This window comes from Janthinobacterium sp. P210005 (genome assembly GCF_036231865.1).
GTDB classification, from domain to species: Bacteria; Pseudomonadota; Gammaproteobacteria; order Burkholderiales; family Burkholderiaceae_D; genus Janthinobacterium; species Janthinobacterium kumbetense.
The window spans coordinates 388151-404082 of sequence record NZ_JAZARC010000006.1; the positions used below are offsets into that span (position 1 = coordinate 388151).

Here is a 15932-nt window from a genome sequence, read left to right on the forward strand (position 1 = left end):
GTGCTGCGCCCGATTCAGCCGCCGATGTACGACATTTCCACTTTCTTTTTACCGTGCTCAAGCGCACCGCCCGTCAAATCCGTCTGGCTGGTGCGCAATTGCGAATAGCGGTCGCCGCGGCCGCGCCACAGTTGCGCCACGGCCGAGGAAATTTCCGCATCGCTGCGGCCGCCGCGCAGCAGGCTGCGCAAGTCGTGGCCGCTGCTGGCGAACAGGCAGGTGTACAGCTTGCCCTCGGTCGAGAGGCGGGCGCGGCTGCACTCGCCGCAGAACGCTTGCGTGACGCTGGAAATGAGGCCGATTTCGCCGCTGCCATCGGCATAGCGCCAGCGCGCCGCCGTCTCGCCCGCATAGTTCGGGTCGACGGGCAGCAAGGGCATGTGCGCGGCGATGCGCCGCACGACGTCGGCGGACGGGATGACTTCCTGCAAGTTCCAGCCGTTCGAGGCGCCCACGTCCATGTATTCGATGAAGCGCAGGATGTAGGGCGTGCCCTTGAAGTGGCGCGCCATGGGCACGATTTCCTGCTCGTTCATGCCGGCCTTGACGACCATGTTGATCTTGATGGGCCCCAGGCCGGCCGCGTGCGCCGCATCGATGCCGTGCAGCACGTCGGCCACGGCGAAATCGACGTCGTTCATGCGCTTGAAGGTGGCGTCGTCGAGCGAGTCGAGCGACACGGTGACCCGGTTCAGGCCGGCATCCTTGAGCGCCTGCGCTTTTCTTGCCAGCAAGGAACCATTGGTCGTCAGGGTCAGGTCCAGCGGCTGGCCCGACGGCGTGCGCAGTTCGGCCAGCATGGCGATGAGCTTTTCGATATTCTTGCGCAGCAGCGGCTCGCCGCCCGTCAGGCGGATCTTTTCCACCCCGTGCGCGACGAACAGGCGCGCGACGCGCGTGATTTCCTCGAACGACAGCAAATCCGTGTGCGGCAGGTAGACGTGGTTCTTGTCGAATACGTCCTTGGGCATGCAATACACGCAACGGAAATTGCAGCGGTCGGTAATCGAGATGCGCAGGTCGTGCAGGGGCCGGCCCAGGCTGTCGGCCACGTTGCCGCTGGGGCTATCCAGCTGCGCGGGAATCGCCAAAGCCCCGTTGCGGGCTTCGGCGAGGTAGATAATCTTGTCAGCCATGAAAGGTGATACCACTTACGTTGAGTCGTTCAAGGCAGATACGATAGCACGAGGCCGAAGATGGCACAGGCGAGCAGCAATTTGATGGTGCCCACCTGAAACTTGATCAGTGCCACGCCGGCCGCCAGCGCGATGGCGATCGCCAGCCAGTCCCAGTGCGGCAGCGGGTTTTCTTGCCAGAAGACATGGCGGCCAAAGAACAGGGCCAGGCTGGCGATGACGCCCACCACGGCCGCCGAGATGGCCGTCAGGGGCGCGCTCAGGCGCAGGTTGCCGCGCGATGCTTCCACCAGCGGCGCGCCGGCCAGGATGAAGATGAACGAGGGCAGGAAGGTGAACCAGCTGGCGACGAGCGCGCCGCACACGCCCGCCAGCCACAGGTGGTCGCCCGTCACGGCATGGCTCCAGCCGCCGACAAAGCCGATGAAGGCGACGATCATGATCAGGGGGCCGGGCGTCGTTTCGCCCAGCGCCAGGCCATCCATCATTTGCGCGCTGGTGATCCAGTGGTAGTGCTCGGCGGCGCCTTGCACCAGGTAGGGCAGCACGGCATACGCGCCGCCGAACGTCAGCAGGGCCGCCTTGCTGAAAAACACGCCCATCTGCGCCAGCGGCTGGTCCGCGCCGCCCGCCAGCGCCAGGCCCAGCCAGGCGAGGAAGGCCAGGGCCAGGCCCACGGCGGCCGTGCCAAGCAGGCGCGGCCAGCTGAAGCGCGCGTGTTCCGGCGTGGGCGTGTCGTCATCGATCAGGGCGGCGCCGTAGCGGGCCGCGCCGTCATGCGAGGCGGCGCCGGCATGGAAGTGGGCCGGCAGCCAGCGGCCGCCCGCCATGCCGAGCAGGGCTGCGGCGAGCACGATCAGTGGAAATGGCAGCTGTAGCGCGGCGATGGCGACAAATGCGCCCGCCGCGATGGCGATCAGGCCGGGGCTGCGCAAGGTGCGCCGGCCCAGGCGCCAGGCGGCCGCCAGCACGATGGCGACGACGGCCGGCTTGACGCCGTACAGGATGCCGGCGATGGCGGCCACGTGGCCATACGCCATGTACAGCCAGGACAGGACGATCAGCAGCAGCAGCGAAGGCAGCAAAAACAGCAGGCCCGCCACCAGGGCGCCGCGCGTGCGGTGCATCAGCCAGCCGATGTAGATGGCCAGCTGGGTCGCTTCCGGCCCCGGCAGCAGCATGCAGTAATTCAGGGCGTGCAGGAAGCGCTGCTCGGAAATCCAGCGCCGCTTTTCCACCAGTTCCGCATGCATCATGGCGATTTGTCCGGCCGGGCCGCCAAAGCTGACGCAGCCGAGCTTGAGCCAGTACCAGAAGGCGCTGCGCAGGCTGACGGGGGAGGGAAGTTGGTTGGCGTTCTCGTGCATGGCGGCTGGCTGGCAAAGGTTGGGACGTAAAAAAGGGGAAGCCTGAGCCTCCCCTTTCATCATCGGCGGCTGGGCGAACCCGGCACGCTTATGGACGTTGCGTGTTGACCTGGATCAACGGCTCATCCGATTGCGGCGGCAATGGCTTGCGTTCGCGCGGCTTGCGTACCGGAGCGACTGCCTTGGCGGCCGCTTCCTGCGCCAGGCGCAGTTTTTCCGGATCGGTGGCAGCCAGGGTCAGGCCGGCCGAACCGAGTACTGCGCTCAAGTCCAGCGGCGCGGCCACTGGCGCGGCAGGCGCCGGGGCAGGCGCGGCGACAGGTGCCGGCGCTGGTGCAGGAGCAGGAGCAACTTCGGCAACCACCGGCGCGGCTTCCGCCACGACAGGCGCGGCTTCCGCCACGACAGGCGCCGCTTCGGCTACCGGCGCTTCTTCCACCACGACGACAGTTTCCACGACAGCAACTGCTTCCACTACTGGCGCCGCTTCGACGATGACTTCCGCTGGAGCAGGGGCAGGCGCTGGTGCAGCTTGCGCTTTCTCGGCGAAGCTGTACTCGGCAACCGGCGCCGGTTCGGCAGCGGCTGGTTCAGCTTGCGCTGCAGCCGCTTCGACAGGGGCTGCTGGCACGATCACTTCAGCAGCTGGGGCAACTTCCGCGGCAGGAGCGGCTTCTTCGACCTTGGCGATGTCCACGACCTTGGCCACTTCCGCCACTTCCACCACTTCAGCCACGACGGCTGGCGCGGCTTCGGCGGCAGCTTCCACTGGCGCGGCAGCGACAGCAGCTTCCGGCGCCGGAGCAACCGTAAAGCTGATCACTGGCGCATCCTGGCCTTCGTTCTCGCCATTTGCCGATTCGATCAGCTCGCCCGTTTCGCGGTCGCGGCGGTTGCGGTTGCGGCCGCCACGACGACGGCGGCGGCGCGGTTCTTCGCCTTCCACGTCGTTTTCCGTCTCTTCGCCTTCAGGACCGGCATTCGCCGGTGCTTTCAGCAGGTTGGCCGGTGCGGCGTCGGATTCCGGGCCGTTGGACGGCACGACAACGTTCACTGCGTTGGCGGTGGCGCCAACCAGTGCCAGCTCTTCAGCTTTCACTTCAGCAACAACAGCCTTGTCGGCGCGCGGTTCGCGGCCTTCGCGTGGCTGGCGTGGCGGACGTTCGGCACGTTCCGGACGCTCGGCGCGCTCCGGGCGTTCCGCGCGTTCAGGACGTTCGCCCCGTTCGCGTGGTGCTGCCGTTGCATCGCCGCCTTCGCGTGCTTCACGCGGTTCGCGTGGCGGACGCGGCGGGCGTGGCGGACGGGCCGCTTTTTCCAGTGCTTCCGCTTCTTTCGCGGCATCGTCCTGGGCTGGACGGCCCTGGCCCGGTTCGCGCTCTTCGCGGCCAGGCTTGCCGTTGCGGCCACGGCCACGCGGGCCACGGCTGTTGCGGTCGCCGCGGTCGGCGCCGGCCGGCTTGGTTGGGGCGACAGGGGCGGGTGCTGGTGCCACCGGTGCCGGGGCGCCGGTGAAGAAGCTGATGATCTTGGCGATCAGGCCTTGCGGCGCGGCAGGCGCGGCCACGGGAGCCGGTTTCGCTTCGACGGGCTTGCGCTCGACCAGCGGTGCCGGCTGGTCAGGGGTGATCGTCTTGACGACGGCTTCCTGGCGCGGCTTGGCTTCTTCCTTCTGGCGCTTGCTGTACGCCATGTCGGTTTCGGCGCTTTCGGCCAGGTTGTAGCTGGCCTGGCTGTCTTCCAGACGCGGATCGTCGTGCTTGATGCGTTCCAGCTTGTAGTGCGGCGTTTCCAGATGCTTGTTCGGGATCAGGATCACGGCGATGCGGTGGCGGTTTTCGATCTTCAGCACTTCGCCGCGCTTTTCGTTCAGCAGGAAGGCGCCCACGTCCACGGGTACTTGCACGTGGATGGTGGCCGAGTTTTCCTTCATCGCCTCTTCCTGGATGATGCGCAGCACCTGCAGGGCGGACGATTCCGTATCGCGGATGTGGCCGGTGCCGGAGCAGCGCGGGCACGTCACGTGCGAGCCTTCGGACAGCGAAGGACGCAGGCGCTGGCGCGACAGTTCCATCAGGCCGAAGCGGGAAATCTTGCCCATTTGTACACGGGCACGGTCATGGTGCAGGGCATCTTTCAGGCGCTGTTCCACTTCGCGCTGATTCTTGGCCACTTCCATGTCGATGAAGTCGATGACGATCAGGCCGCCCAAGTCGCGCAAGCGCAGCTGGCGGGCCACTTCTTCGGCCGCTTCGCAGTTGGTGTTGAAGGCGGTCGTCTCGATGTCCGAGCCGCGCGTGGCGCGGGCCGAGTTGACGTCGACGGAGACCAGCGCTTCCGTATGGTCGATCACGATGGCGCCGCCCGATGGCAGCGGCACGGTGCGGCTGTACGCCGTTTCGATCTGGTGTTCGATCTGGAAGCGCGAGAACAGCGGCACGTCGTCGCTGTAGCGTTTCACGCGGTGCACCATGTCGGGCATTACGTGGCTCATGAACTGGTGCGCCTGGTCGTAGATCTCGTCGGTGTCGATCAGGATCTCGCCGATGTCTGGCTGGAAGTAGTCGCGGATGGCGCGGATGACGAGCGACGATTCCTGGTAGATCAGGAAAGCGCCGTTGGCCGACTTGCCGGCGCCTTCGATGGCGCGCCACAGTTGCATCAGGTAATTCAAGTCCCACTGCAGTTCATCGACGTTGCGGCCGATGCCGGCGGTACGGGCAATGACGGACATGCCGGCTGGCAAGTCCAGTTTATCCATGGTTTCGCGCAATTCCTGGCGCTCTTCACCTTCCACCCGGCGCGATACGCCACCGCCACGCGGGTTGTTCGGCATCAATACCAGGTAACGGCCGGCCAGCGAGACGAACGAGGTCAGGGCGGCGCCCTTGTTGCCGCGCTCTTCCTTTTCCACCTGGACCATGATTTCCTGGCCTTCGCGCAGCGCTTCCTTGACGGAAGCGTTACGCACGTCCACGCCTTCGCGGAAGTACGTACGGGCAACTTCCTTGAAAGGCAGGAAGCCGTGGCGGTCTTCGCCATAGCTGACGAAGCACGCTTCGAGCGATGGCTCGATGCGCGTGATCACGCCCTTGTAGATGTTGGATTTGCGCTGTTCGCGCCCGGCTGTCTCGATATCGATGTCGATCAGTTTTTGTCCGTCGACAATCGCTACGCGCAGTTCTTCTTGCTGCGTGGCATTAAACAACATGCGTTTCATTTTTATAACTCCGCGACCCGTAGGCCATCTCAAAGCCGCTTCCGGGGAAGCGGCGAAGTACAGGGATATATGCGAGAACGGGAGTGCTGGCGGGGGAAATGCCTAGGCGTGCGGAGCAACAACGCGTACGAGGTATACGTTACGGCCGCAACAGGCGCGGTGAGGTCGATCGTCATGCCGAGTGCACAGGACACCTGCAACTCATCTGAAGCAGCCCGGATGTCGGGGGCAGAGAATGCAAGTGGTCAGCAAATTCAGAGCCAAATCGTAAGCCGGCTCATTACAGGGATCGCGATGGCGAGGCTTGGCCTCAGCCTATTCATCGACAACCCTCAGTATTGTGGCCGCATACGGGGTTTGGCGAAAACGGCAAGCGTTATCAACTTCATCAACCCGCGAGCCCGACTCGATAAGTCGCGCTAACGGGTACTTATCCTTATAATCCAATACACTCACTTCAGCATCTCCACGCGTTATCCGATTACAACTACGGTGCAACCTTGATTCGCGCAGGGATGGTGCATATACATTTTTTTTCCACCGAATTTGCAATTTGGCGAGGCCGGTGGAGACGCCCCTGTGTAAAATGTGCTTTTATTCTTACACTCGCAGCAGCCAGGGCCGCAGCAAAAACAATTATATATTCAAAATGAAGGACTTAGAGAGATTTCTGGGAAGACATAGTAAATGAAGAGTCAAAATGATGTTGTTCCCCCTTCAACACCCCCGGTTCAGCCGCAAGCCCAATTCGTAACGATCGCCGAGGAAGAAGCAGGCCAGCGCATCGACAACTACTTATTAAGAGTGTGCAAGGGAGTGCCTAAAAGCCACATCTACCGGATCTTGCGATCGGGAGAAGTGCGGGTTAATAAAGGCCGTATCGATCAGCTGTACCGTCTCGCCGCCGGCGACGTGGTGCGCATTCCACCCGTGCGCGTGGCCGAAAAGGCCGCCACGGGCGCGCCGGCCGCCGAATTCAAGATCATCTTCGAAGATGCGCAGCTGCTCGTCATCGACAAGCCGGCCGGCGTGGCCGTGCATGGCGGCTCGGGCGTGTCGTTTGGCGTGATCGAGCAATTGCGCGCTTCGCGCCCCGACGCCAAGTTTTTGGAACTGGTGCACCGCCTGGACCGCGACACGTCCGGCTTGTTGTTGCTGGCAAAGAAACGTTCCGCGTTGACGAATCTGCATGAACAGATGCGCGACGGCGTCACGGACAAGCGCTACCTGGTGCTGGTGGCGGGCGACTGGAAGAATGCGCGCCAGCATATCAAGTTGCCATTGCATAAATATACGACGGCCGAAGGCGAGCGCCGGGTGGCCGTGCAGGCCGACGGCCTGGCATCGCACACGGTGTTTTCACTGTTGCATAAATATCACAACTTCGCCTTGCTGGAAGCGGAATTGAAGACGGGACGCACGCACCAGATCCGCGTGCACCTGTCTTCGTCCGGTTTCCCCATCGCCGGCGACGATAAATATGGCGACTTTGCCCTCAACCGTGCCCTGTTGAAAGCCGACAGCACGCGCGGCGCCCTGAAACGCATGTTCCTGCACGCGCACCAGATCACGTTCACGCATCCGGAAACGGGCAAGACGATGACCTTGAACGCGCCGCTGGCTGCCGAATGCGAGCGTTTCTTGGTAAGCTTGGGCAAACCATTGGCCGTTGCCGCACGCTAAATATCCACCGTGCGCGCGACACTACCCACAAGGTAGTCAGTCGCCAGCATTCATTCTCAAGGAGCCGGCGGCTATGCCGTCGGGAAACATGGCAAGAAAGCAATTTGATCTGATCGTCTTCGATTGGGACGGTACCCTGATAGACAGTACCTCGACCATCGTCAAGTGCATCCAGGCGTCGGCCAAAGACCTGGGCTTGCCAATTCCCACCGAGTTGCTCGCTTCGCACGTGATCGGCCTGGGCTTGCAGGAAGCCATGCAGCTGGTGATGCCCGACGTGGAGCCGAAATACCATGCGCGCATGGCGGAACGCTACCGTTATCACTATCTGTCGCGCGACCATGAGCTGGCTTTGTTTCCTGGCGTCTACGAGATGCTGCAAGAACTGTCGCAGCAAGCGTATTTCCTCGCCGTCGCCACAGGCAAGAGCCGCGTCGGCCTGAACCGCTCCTTGAATGCCGTCAAGCTGCTGTCCCTGTTCGATGCGACGCGTTGCGCCGATGAAACCTTTTCCAAGCCCCATCCAGCCATGCTGCAGGAACTGACGCGGGAACTGGGGCAGGACATGCGCCGCACCGTGATGATCGGCGACACCAGTCATGATTTGTTGATGGCAAGCAATGCGGGTGCGGCTGGTATTGCCGTAGAGTATGGAGCGCATCCGGTGGCGCAGTTGCAAGCTTGCAATCCCCTGTATTCGGCCGCCACGGTGGCCGAGCTGCATCAATGGCTGAGCGAGCACGCATGATGAACGATGTTGTCGACGTTTTCATCTGCGCCGCCGACGCCGTGGCCGATGGCGGCAAGGGCGTGCGCTTTCCCGTCTCGGCCGGCGGTGAAGCCACCACGGGCTTTGTCGTGCGCCATGGCGGCAAGGCGTATGGCTACCTGAACCGCTGCGCCCACGTGCCGATCGAGCTGGACTGGGCGGAAGGCGAGTTTTTCGAGTCCAGCGGCTTGTACCTGATGTGTTCGACGCATGGCGCCATCTATGTGCCGGAAAGCGGCTACTGTGCGGGCGGTCCCTGCAAGGGCGGGCGCTTGCGCCCGATCGCCGTGGCCGAACGCGATGGCCAGCTGTACTGGCAACCCGACGAGTATGTCCAGCCGCTGCCGGCCTGAGGCCGGGGCAGGCCTTCTGTAATTTACGCAAAGTGAACCATGAGCGATAACACGAATGACAAGCTGGACAGTAGCGCGCCAGCCGCCGGCCACGGCGCCCCTGCGGGACACTGGGAGCGCGAAGTGCTGGAAAAGCTGGTATTTGCCACTTTGCAAGAGCAACGCGCGCACCGCCGCTGGAGCATCTTTTTCAAGGTCTTCGGCTTGCTGATCGTGCTGTTCGCCCTGTGGGTGTTTTATGACTACAACACGGCCGACGACAGCGAAACCCTGGGCCGCCACACGGCCCTGATCGACATCAGCGGCGCCATCGAGTCCGAAGGCAGCGGCTCGGCCGCCGTCGTCATCCCCGCGCTGGACAAGGCGTTTTCCGATGCCGGTTCCGTGGCCGTGGTGCTGCATATTAATAGTCCGGGCGGCAGTCCCGTGCAGGCTGGCATGATCGTCGACGAGATGCAACGCCTGCGCAAGGGCTATCCGGACAAGCCTTTATATGTGGTGGTCGATGAAATGTGCGCCTCGGGCGGCTATTACATCGCCGCCGCCGCCGACCGCATCTACGTCAACAAGGCCAGCGTGGTCGGTTCCATCGGCGTGCTGATGGATGGCTTCGGCTTCACGGGCGTGATGGAAAAGGTGGGCGTCGAGCGCCGCCTGCTGACGGCGGGCGAGAACAAGGGCTTCATGGACCCGTTCAGCCCCCTGACGGAAAAACACAAGGCGTATGCGCAAGGCATGCTCAATGAAATCCACCAGCAATTCATCGACGTGGTGCGCGCGGGACGGGGCAAGCGCCTGAAGGAAACGGCCGATACCTTCTCCGGCCTGTACTGGACGGGCGCGAAAGCCGTGGAAATGGGACTGGCCGACGATTTCGGCACGGTCGACAGCGTGGCGCGCGACGTCGTCAAGGCGGAAGACATCGTCGACTACACGCAGCATGAAGGCTTGCCGGAACGGGTGCTGAAGAAGTTTGGCGCCGCCATGGGTGCGGGCGCCATGAAGGCGGCCGTGCAGCAGTCACAACCGGCGTTGCGCTGAGGACATCACTCTTGGCAGGCAGGCAAGCCAGTCGAGAATGATTTTCAATAAGGTGGTAAATTGGCTTGAAAATAGGGCTGCTTGGGCTATAGTGAAAGCGTAGTTCTTTTCAAGGAGGGGCGATATATCAACTATGTTGTCAGTACTAACTTGATTGGCAGGTCTTGGAACTACTCGCCGCATCGCAGATGTGGTTTTGAGTGAATTTACATTCCTCACTAAAGTCCCGATGGGGCTTGGGAACGGCGGCGCAATGCCGCCGTTTCCTTTTGTGCGTCGTTCATGTTCGATGGTCCGGTATCGCTGGATGGGGTTGGGCGTGCTGGCAAGGCAGGCATGCGAGGGCGTGGCATGGCTGGTCGGATGGGCCGCGCTCAGACGGCGCAGCCGTTGCAGTGCACGGGCAGGGGAGCGGCGCTGGTTTCCCTGGCTGCTGTTGCACCGGCGTCAACGTTGCTGCCGATGTCGGACGGCATGTCCGCCATGACGGTCGCGGTCGCGTTGTCGGCCTGCGCATCCGCGTGCGCAAAACCGCCCAGTTCCAGCCAGCACATGAAATGACATTGCGCCTCGGCATGCCAGCGCGTCTGGCTTGCCGGCGATGGCGGCGCGTCCGCATCCTGCGGCGCAGGGGCGGTGGTCCAGCGCGCCACGCCGAGTCTGACCTTGTGCATGGCCGCCTGTTCTGCGGCGATGCGCAGGCGCATGTCGGCGATGCTGCCTTGTAAGGCGATGGTATCGGTATGCTCCATACGATGTCCTTGTCAGTCGTTGCCTAGTTATTATTCCTAAACCTCGTTAGGCGGATTCCTAACGAAGTTTCAGTCTATCAACGCGATATTCCGAGCGCTTGATATTTCTCAAAGGAATCAACCATTTCTCGCCAAATCTCACCTTGTTCTTTTTGGTATTTCTGCGTGCACCATGGTTTCGTGCCGCCTGGGCCGCCGCGCGGACGCCAGGCACCGCCGCTTCACGCTGCCAGCCGCTTCTGGTAAAGTCACGCCCATGAGTAAATTATCCCTAGACCGCATCCTGCAATCGCAGGGTTTTGGCACCCGTAAATATTGTCGTTCCCTCATCGAGGATGGCGATGTCGTCATCGATGGCGTCACCCAGACCAATTACCGCACCACCGTCGAGACCGAAGGCCTGGTGCTGCACGTGTTCGAAGAAGAGTGGGTGTACCGCGCGCACCTGTACCTGGCGCTGAACAAGCCCGCCAACTTCGAATGCTCGCGCAAGCCCAGCCATCATCCTGGCGTGCTGACCCTGCTGCCGGAACAATTCACCTGGCGCGAAGTCCAGCCCGTCGGCCGGCTCGACCACGATACGACCGGCATGCTGCTGATGTCCGACGATGGCCCGTTTATCCATGCACAATCGTCGCCGAAGCGCCACGTTCCGAAGATTTACCAGGCCACCACGCAAGAGCCCGTGACGGATGAGCTGGTGGCCCTGCTGCTGGCCGGCGTGCAATTGCACGACGAGCCGGCCCCGCTGGCGGCCCTCGTCTGCGTCAAGCGCGGCGAGCACCAGCTGGAAATCGTGCTGGAACAGGGCAAGTACCACCAGGTCAAGCGCATGCTGGCCGCCGCCGGCAACCATTGCAGCGCGCTGCACCGTTCCGCCATCGGCAGCCTGACCCTGGAATCGCTGGGCATCGCCGAAGGCGAGTGGTGCTACCTCACACCCGAGCAGATCGCGCTCCTGGCCTAGTCCCTTCCTGACCGCCAAAGCCGGGGATATCCCGGCTTTTTGGCGTCGTTAGTCTCCATTGCCTGCATTTGACGAAGTTTCCCGCACATGAAATTAGCTACCCTGAAGGATGGCACGCGCGACGGCCAGCTGGCTGTCGTCTCGCGCGACCTGAAAACGGCCCATCTGGCCGATGGCATCGCCTCGACCCTGCAAAAGGCGCTCGACGACTGGAGTTTCATCGCGCCCCAGCTCGATTTGCTGTACCAGACCATCAATAGCGGCCGCGGCCATCGCGCCTTCGAATTCGATCCCGCCAACTGCATGGCGCCCTTGCCGCGCAGCAGCTTGCGCGTGGCTGGCGCAGCCTACCTGCAGCAGATCGAGCGGGCCTGCAAGGCGGCGGTCAGCGAGGCGCCCGCCAATCTGCGCGATGCGCCGCGCCTGTACCAGGGCGCCAGCGACGATTTCCTGGGCGCCCAGGATGAGATCGTGCTGGCGCACGAGCAGTGGGGCATCGACTACGAGGCGGGCATCGCCGCCATCACGGACGACGTGGCCATGGGATCGACGCCGGACCAGGCGCACCTGAGCATCAAGCTGTTGATGCTGGTCAACGACATCACCCTGCGCAACCTGGCGCCGGACGAGCAGGCGAGCGGTTATGGTTTCCTGCAGGCGAAACCGGCCATGGCGTGCTCTCCTGTCGCCATCACGCCCGACGAGCTGGGGGACGCCTGGCGCGGCGGCAAGGTGCATTACGCGCTGCGCTGCAGCCTGAACGGCAAGTTGACGGGCCAGCCCCACGCGGGCGCCGACATGGCGTTCAATTACCCGCAATTGCTCGCCCACCTGTGCCAGACGCGCAACGCGCGCGCCGGCAGCGTGGTCAGCGCGGGCGGGGTCGCCAACAAGGAAGTCAAGAAGGGATTTTCCAGTATTTTTGAGCGACGTAACCAGGAGATGATCGCCGATGGCGTCGCCAGCACGCCGTATTTGCTGTTCGGCGACGTCGTCCGGCTGGAAATGCTGGGCGATGACGGCAAGTCGCTGTTTGGCGCCATCGAGCAGGCCGTGAAACAGGCCGAGGCGCGCAAGTCCCGCTAAGGTTACTGGGAGTAAAGGAAATACAGGGCATTTGTCCTCCTGTTCCGCCGATGGTAAACAGGCACTTGACTCGATAATGCCACATGCCCAGTCCGTATTGCGCCTAGCCAGGCTGCAGGACTTCACCGGAGTTGATTGATGTCGGAAGACAGCGACGCAGAAAAGACCGAAGCCGCGTCACCGAAGCGCCTCGAGCAGGCGCGTGAGGAAGGCGACGTTCCGCGATCGCGTGAAGTGGCAACGTTCACTGTGTTGATGGCGTCCGGCTGCTGCCTGTGGTTTGCCGGCGACGCCATCGTGCGGCGGTTGACGGCCGTCATGGTGTCCGGGCTGACCCTGGACCGGGAGCAGATACTCAATCCCGACGCGATGATGTTGCGCATCGGCTACGACGTGGGCTCGGTCTTGCTGACGTGCCTGCCGTACGCGCTGGCCATCATGCTCGTCGCCCTGGCTTCGCCCGTGCTGGTGGGCGGCTGGCTGTTCAGTTCCAAGGCGTTCACCCCCAATTTTGGCAAGCTCAACCCGATTCGCGGCCTGGGCAACATGTTTTCGAAGAATGCGCTGGTGGAGTTGCTCAAGGCCATCGCCAAAACCCTCGTCGTCGGCGTCGTCGCCTGGATGGTGATGCAGCATCAAAAGGACGCCGTGCTGGGCTTGTCGGTGGAATCCCTGCGCGCCGGCTCGGCCCATCTGATCAGTTTGCTGATCACGGCTTTCCTGCTGATCGTCGGCGCGCTGGGCCTGATCGCCGCCATCGACGGGCCGTACCAGATGTGGCACTACGCCAACAAGATGAAAATGTCCTTGCAGGAAGTCAAGCAAGAATCGAAGGAATCGGACGGCAATCCGCAGATCAAGGCGAAGATCCGCCAGATGCAGCATGAAATGTCGCGCCGCCGCATGATGGCCGACGTGCCGACGGCCGACGTGGTGGTGACCAATCCTACCCACTACGCGGTGGCCTTGAAGTATGGCGAGAATTCGCGCGGCGCGCCGCAGGTGGTGGCCAAGGGCGTCGACGAGGTGGCGGCGAAGATCCGCGAACTGGCCGGCGAACACAAGGTCGCCATCCTGGAAGCGCCGGCCCTGGCGCGCGCGCTGTACAAGCACACGGACATCGGCGACGAGATTCCCGAGGCGCTGTATGGCGCCGTGGCCGAAGTGCTGGCCTACGTGTTCCAGCTGCGCAGCTATGGCAAGGGCCAGGGCGAGCGTCCCGACAAGCCGAAGAAACTCGACGTGCCGCCCGAGCTCGACCCGCAGAATCCCGCCTCACAGACACCGCCCGCAGCCGGCGCAGAAGACAAGAATAAAGGAAGTACACCATGAACGGCCTGAGAATGCCAGCCTGGCTCAGTGGAATGGGTGGCAACGCCAGCAAGGGCATCGCCGCGCCTGTCATCATCATCATGCTGCTGGCGATGATGGTGCTGCCGCTGCCGGCCTTCATCCTCGACATCTTCTTCAGTTTTAATATCGCGCTGTCCATCATCGTGCTGCTGACGGCGCTGTACACGGTCAAGCCGCTCGACTTCATGGCGTTCCCGACCATCCTGCTCGTGTCGACCATGCTGCGCCTGTCGCTGAACGTGGCGTCCACGCGCGTGGTGTTGACGGAAGGCCATACGGGCGCCGACGCGGCCGGTAAAGTGATTGAAGCGTTCGGTCACTTCTTGATCGGCGGCAACTACACGGTCGGTATCGTCGTGTTTATCATTTTGACGATCATCAACTTTACGGTGGTGACCAAGGGTGCGGGCCGTATCGCCGAGGTGGGCGCCCGTTTCGCGCTGGACGCCATGCCGGGTAAACAGATGGCCATCGATGCCGACCTGAACGCGGGCCTGATCGGCGAAGACGAAGCGCGCCGCCGCCGCACGGAAGTGGCGCAGGAAGCGGAATTCTATGGCGCCATGGACGGCGCCAGCAAATACGTGCGCGGCGACGCCATCGCCGGCATCATGGTCACCGTCATCAATATCGTCGGCGGCTTGCTGGTGGGCTTGCTGCAGCACGACATGGGCTTTGCCGACGCGCTCAAGAACTACACCTTGCTGGCCATCGGTGACGGCCTGGTGGCGCAGATTCCTTCGCTGATCATTTCCACGGCGGCCGGTATCGTCGTCTCGCGCGTGGCCAGCGAACAGGACATCGGCACCCAGCTGGTGGGGCAATTGTTTGCGAAACCGCAAGTGCTCTATATTACCGCCGGCATCATCGGCGGCATGGGCTTGATTCCCGGCATGCCGAACATGGTCTTCATCCTGCTGGCGTCCCTGCTGGCCGGCTCCGCCTATCTGATCAGCAAGAAGCGCACGCAGGAAAAAGCGGCGGCCGAAAAGCCGGCCGAAGTGCCGCAAGCAACCGTGGCGCCCGAGCAGGAAGAAGCCAGCTGGCAAGACATCATGCCCGTCGATACCCTGGGCCTGGAAGTGGGCTACCGTTTGATCCCCCTGGTCGACAAGACGCAGGGCGGCGAATTGCTCAAACGCATCAAGGGCATCCGCAAGAAATTTGCCCAGGAGGTGGGTTTCCTGGCGCCGCCCGTGCATATCCGCGACAACCTGGAATTGAAACCGTCCGCCTACCGCATCACCCTGAAGGGCGTGGAAGTGGGCGTGGGCGAAGCGTTCAACGGCCAGTTCCTGGCGATTAATCCCGGCATGGCCAGCGGCACCTTGCCCGGCCTGGCCACGAACGACCCCGCCTTCGGCCTGCCCGCCACCTGGATCGACGCCAGCCTGCGCGACCAGGCCCAATCGATGGGCTATACGGTGGTCGACGCGGGGACGGTGGTGGCCACGCACTTGAATCACCTGATCACTTCGCACGCTTCCGAGCTGCTGGGCCGCGCGGAAGTGCAATCGCTGCTCGACCACCTGGGCAAGGAGTCGCCGCGCCTGGTGGAAGACCTGGTGCCGAAGATGCTGTCCCTGTCGACCTTGCAAAAGGTGCTGCAGAACCTGCTGGCCGAGGGCGTGCACATCCGCGACATGCGCACCATCATCGAAACCCTGGCCGAGCATACGGTCAGCACGCAAGACCCGAACGACCTGACGGCGCTGGTGCGCGTGGCCCTGGGCCGCGCCATCGTGCAGCAACTGTTCCCCGGCTCGGCCGAACTGTCCGTGATGACCCTCGACAGCCGCCTGGAGCGGCTGCTGATGCAGGCGATGGGCAATGGCGGCGACGGCGCCGGCATCGAGCCGGGCCTGGCCGACACCATCGCGCACCAGGCGGGCCTGGCTGCCCAGCAACAGGAAGCGCTGGGCCTGACGCCCGTGCTGCTGGTGCCGGCGCCGCTGCGCGCCTTGCTGTCGCGTTTCCTGCGCCGCGCCTTGCCGCAGCTCAAAGTGCTGTCGCATGCGGAAGTGCCGGAAACCAAGACCATCCGCGTCACGGCGCTGGTGGGCGCGCAGTAGTTGTGATGAGCGGCATCGGGGTCGGTTCCTGCGGGACGGACGCCCGGTGCTTGCTTTTGGTCAAATAAACATCAATTTCCTCTCGGCAAACTGAATAACGGGTACTTTCCCGTCCTGTTCCTTCGATCATTTC

General features: G+C 63.0%; 12 protein-coding genes. 8 read left to right on the plus strand and 4 right to left on the minus strand.

Translation table 11 applies throughout. The annotated features are described in order from the left end of the window. Window positions 1-14: 14 nt before the first annotated feature. From moaA to VPH40_RS23645, 3 genes are all read right to left on the minus strand, one after another. A complete protein-coding gene (gene moaA / locus VPH40_RS23635; RefSeq protein ID WP_328574659.1) occupies window positions 15-1136 on the minus strand; it encodes a GTP 3',8-cyclase MoaA in 1122 nt (373 codons plus the stop codon). A 29-nt stretch (window positions 1137-1165) separates the two neighbouring features. After that, a complete protein-coding gene (gene chrA / locus VPH40_RS23640) occupies window positions 1166-2503 on the minus strand; it encodes a chromate efflux transporter (protein ID WP_328574660.1) in 1338 nt (445 codons plus the stop codon). A gap of 88 nt (window positions 2504-2591) precedes the next feature. After that, on the minus strand, window positions 2592-5723 hold the full coding sequence (locus VPH40_RS23645; protein ID WP_328574661.1) for an Rne/Rng family ribonuclease: 3132 nt from the start codon (window positions 5721-5723) through the stop codon (window positions 2592-2594). A gap of 687 nt (window positions 5724-6410) precedes the next feature. On the opposite strand from VPH40_RS23645, the gene VPH40_RS23650 reads away from it, so the two are divergent. The 4 genes from VPH40_RS23650 to VPH40_RS23665 all read left to right on the plus strand — a co-directional run bounded on the left by VPH40_RS23650 (window position 6411) and on the right by VPH40_RS23665 (window position 9569). Continuing rightward, entirely contained in the window at window positions 6411-7406 is a 996-nt protein-coding gene (locus VPH40_RS23650) for an RluA family pseudouridine synthase (RefSeq protein ID WP_077407877.1), read from the plus strand. 88 nt (window positions 7407-7494) lie between these two features. Then, window positions 7495-8154, plus strand: coding sequence for an HAD-IIIA family hydrolase (locus VPH40_RS23655; RefSeq protein WP_035821424.1), 660 nt, complete (start codon window positions 7495-7497; stop codon window positions 8152-8154). Beyond that, window positions 8151-8528 (plus strand): Rieske (2Fe-2S) protein, encoded by a 378-nt coding sequence (locus VPH40_RS23660; RefSeq protein WP_115057572.1) that lies wholly within the window; start codon window positions 8151-8153, stop codon window positions 8526-8528. Before VPH40_RS23655 ends, VPH40_RS23660 begins: the two co-directional genes overlap by 4 nt. A 39-nt stretch (window positions 8529-8567) precedes the next feature. After that, window positions 8568-9569 carry a S49 family peptidase gene (locus VPH40_RS23665; protein WP_099666845.1) on the plus strand — a complete coding sequence of 334 codons (1002 nt, stop codon included), beginning with the start codon at window positions 8568-8570 and terminating at the stop codon, window positions 9567-9569. A 374-nt stretch (window positions 9570-9943) separates the two neighbouring features. Here the strand turns inward: VPH40_RS23665 and VPH40_RS23670 are convergent, their stop codons facing one another. Continuing rightward, entirely contained in the window at window positions 9944-10321 is a 378-nt protein-coding gene (locus VPH40_RS23670; protein WP_328574662.1) for a hypothetical protein, read from the minus strand. Between the two features lie 256 nt (window positions 10322-10577). Between VPH40_RS23670 and VPH40_RS23675 the strand changes: the two genes are divergently transcribed. From VPH40_RS23675 to flhA, 4 genes are all read left to right on the plus strand, one after another. Beyond that, window positions 10578-11288, plus strand: coding sequence for a pseudouridine synthase (locus VPH40_RS23675; RefSeq protein WP_034754110.1), 711 nt, complete (start codon window positions 10578-10580; stop codon window positions 11286-11288). A gap of 87 nt (window positions 11289-11375) precedes the next feature. Further along, window positions 11376-12374 carry a fumarylacetoacetate hydrolase family protein gene (locus tag VPH40_RS23680; protein WP_328574663.1) on the plus strand — a complete coding sequence of 333 codons (999 nt, stop codon included), beginning with the start codon at window positions 11376-11378 and terminating at the stop codon, window positions 12372-12374. A gap of 138 nt (window positions 12375-12512) precedes the next feature. Then, window positions 12513-13706: a flagellar biosynthesis protein FlhB gene (flhB, locus tag VPH40_RS23685; protein ID WP_092608479.1), complete on the plus strand. Its 1194-nt coding sequence runs from the start codon at window positions 12513-12515 to the stop codon at window positions 13704-13706. Beyond that, window positions 13703-15799 carry a flagellar biosynthesis protein FlhA gene (gene flhA, locus VPH40_RS23690; protein ID WP_077407865.1) on the plus strand — a complete coding sequence of 699 codons (2097 nt, stop codon included), beginning with the start codon at window positions 13703-13705 and terminating at the stop codon, window positions 15797-15799. The genes flhB and flhA overlap by 4 nt, the downstream gene beginning before the upstream one ends. The last annotated feature ends 133 nt before the right edge of the window (window positions 15800-15932 follow it).

Bases quoted from the DNA above. Each gene is read 5' to 3' on its own strand.
- moaA (WP_328574659.1), bottom strand. From the start codon at position 1,136: ATGGCTGACAAGATTATCTACCTCGCCGAAGCCCGCAACGGGGCTTTG.
- chrA (WP_328574660.1), bottom strand. From the start codon at position 2,503: ATGCACGAGAACGCCAACCAACTTCCCTCCCCCGTCAGCCTGCGCAGC.
- VPH40_RS23645 (WP_328574661.1), bottom strand. From the start codon at position 5,723: ATGAAACGCATGTTGTTTAATGCCACGCAGCAAGAAGAACTGCGCGTA.
- VPH40_RS23650 (WP_077407877.1), top strand. From the start codon at position 6,411: ATGAAGAGTCAAAATGATGTTGTTCCCCCTTCAACACCCCCGGTTCAG.
- VPH40_RS23655 (WP_035821424.1), top strand. From the start codon at position 7,495: ATGGCAAGAAAGCAATTTGATCTGATCGTCTTCGATTGGGACGGTACC.
- VPH40_RS23660 (WP_115057572.1), top strand. From the start codon at position 8,151: ATGATGAACGATGTTGTCGACGTTTTCATCTGCGCCGCCGACGCCGTG.
- VPH40_RS23665 (WP_099666845.1), top strand. From the start codon at position 8,568: ATGAGCGATAACACGAATGACAAGCTGGACAGTAGCGCGCCAGCCGCC.
- VPH40_RS23670 (WP_328574662.1), bottom strand. From the start codon at position 10,321: ATGGAGCATACCGATACCATCGCCTTACAAGGCAGCATCGCCGACATG.
- VPH40_RS23675 (WP_034754110.1), top strand. From the start codon at position 10,578: ATGAGTAAATTATCCCTAGACCGCATCCTGCAATCGCAGGGTTTTGGC.
- VPH40_RS23680 (WP_328574663.1), top strand. From the start codon at position 11,376: ATGAAATTAGCTACCCTGAAGGATGGCACGCGCGACGGCCAGCTGGCT.
- flhB (WP_092608479.1), top strand. From the start codon at position 12,513: ATGTCGGAAGACAGCGACGCAGAAAAGACCGAAGCCGCGTCACCGAAG.
- flhA (WP_077407865.1), top strand. From the start codon at position 13,703: ATGAACGGCCTGAGAATGCCAGCCTGGCTCAGTGGAATGGGTGGCAAC.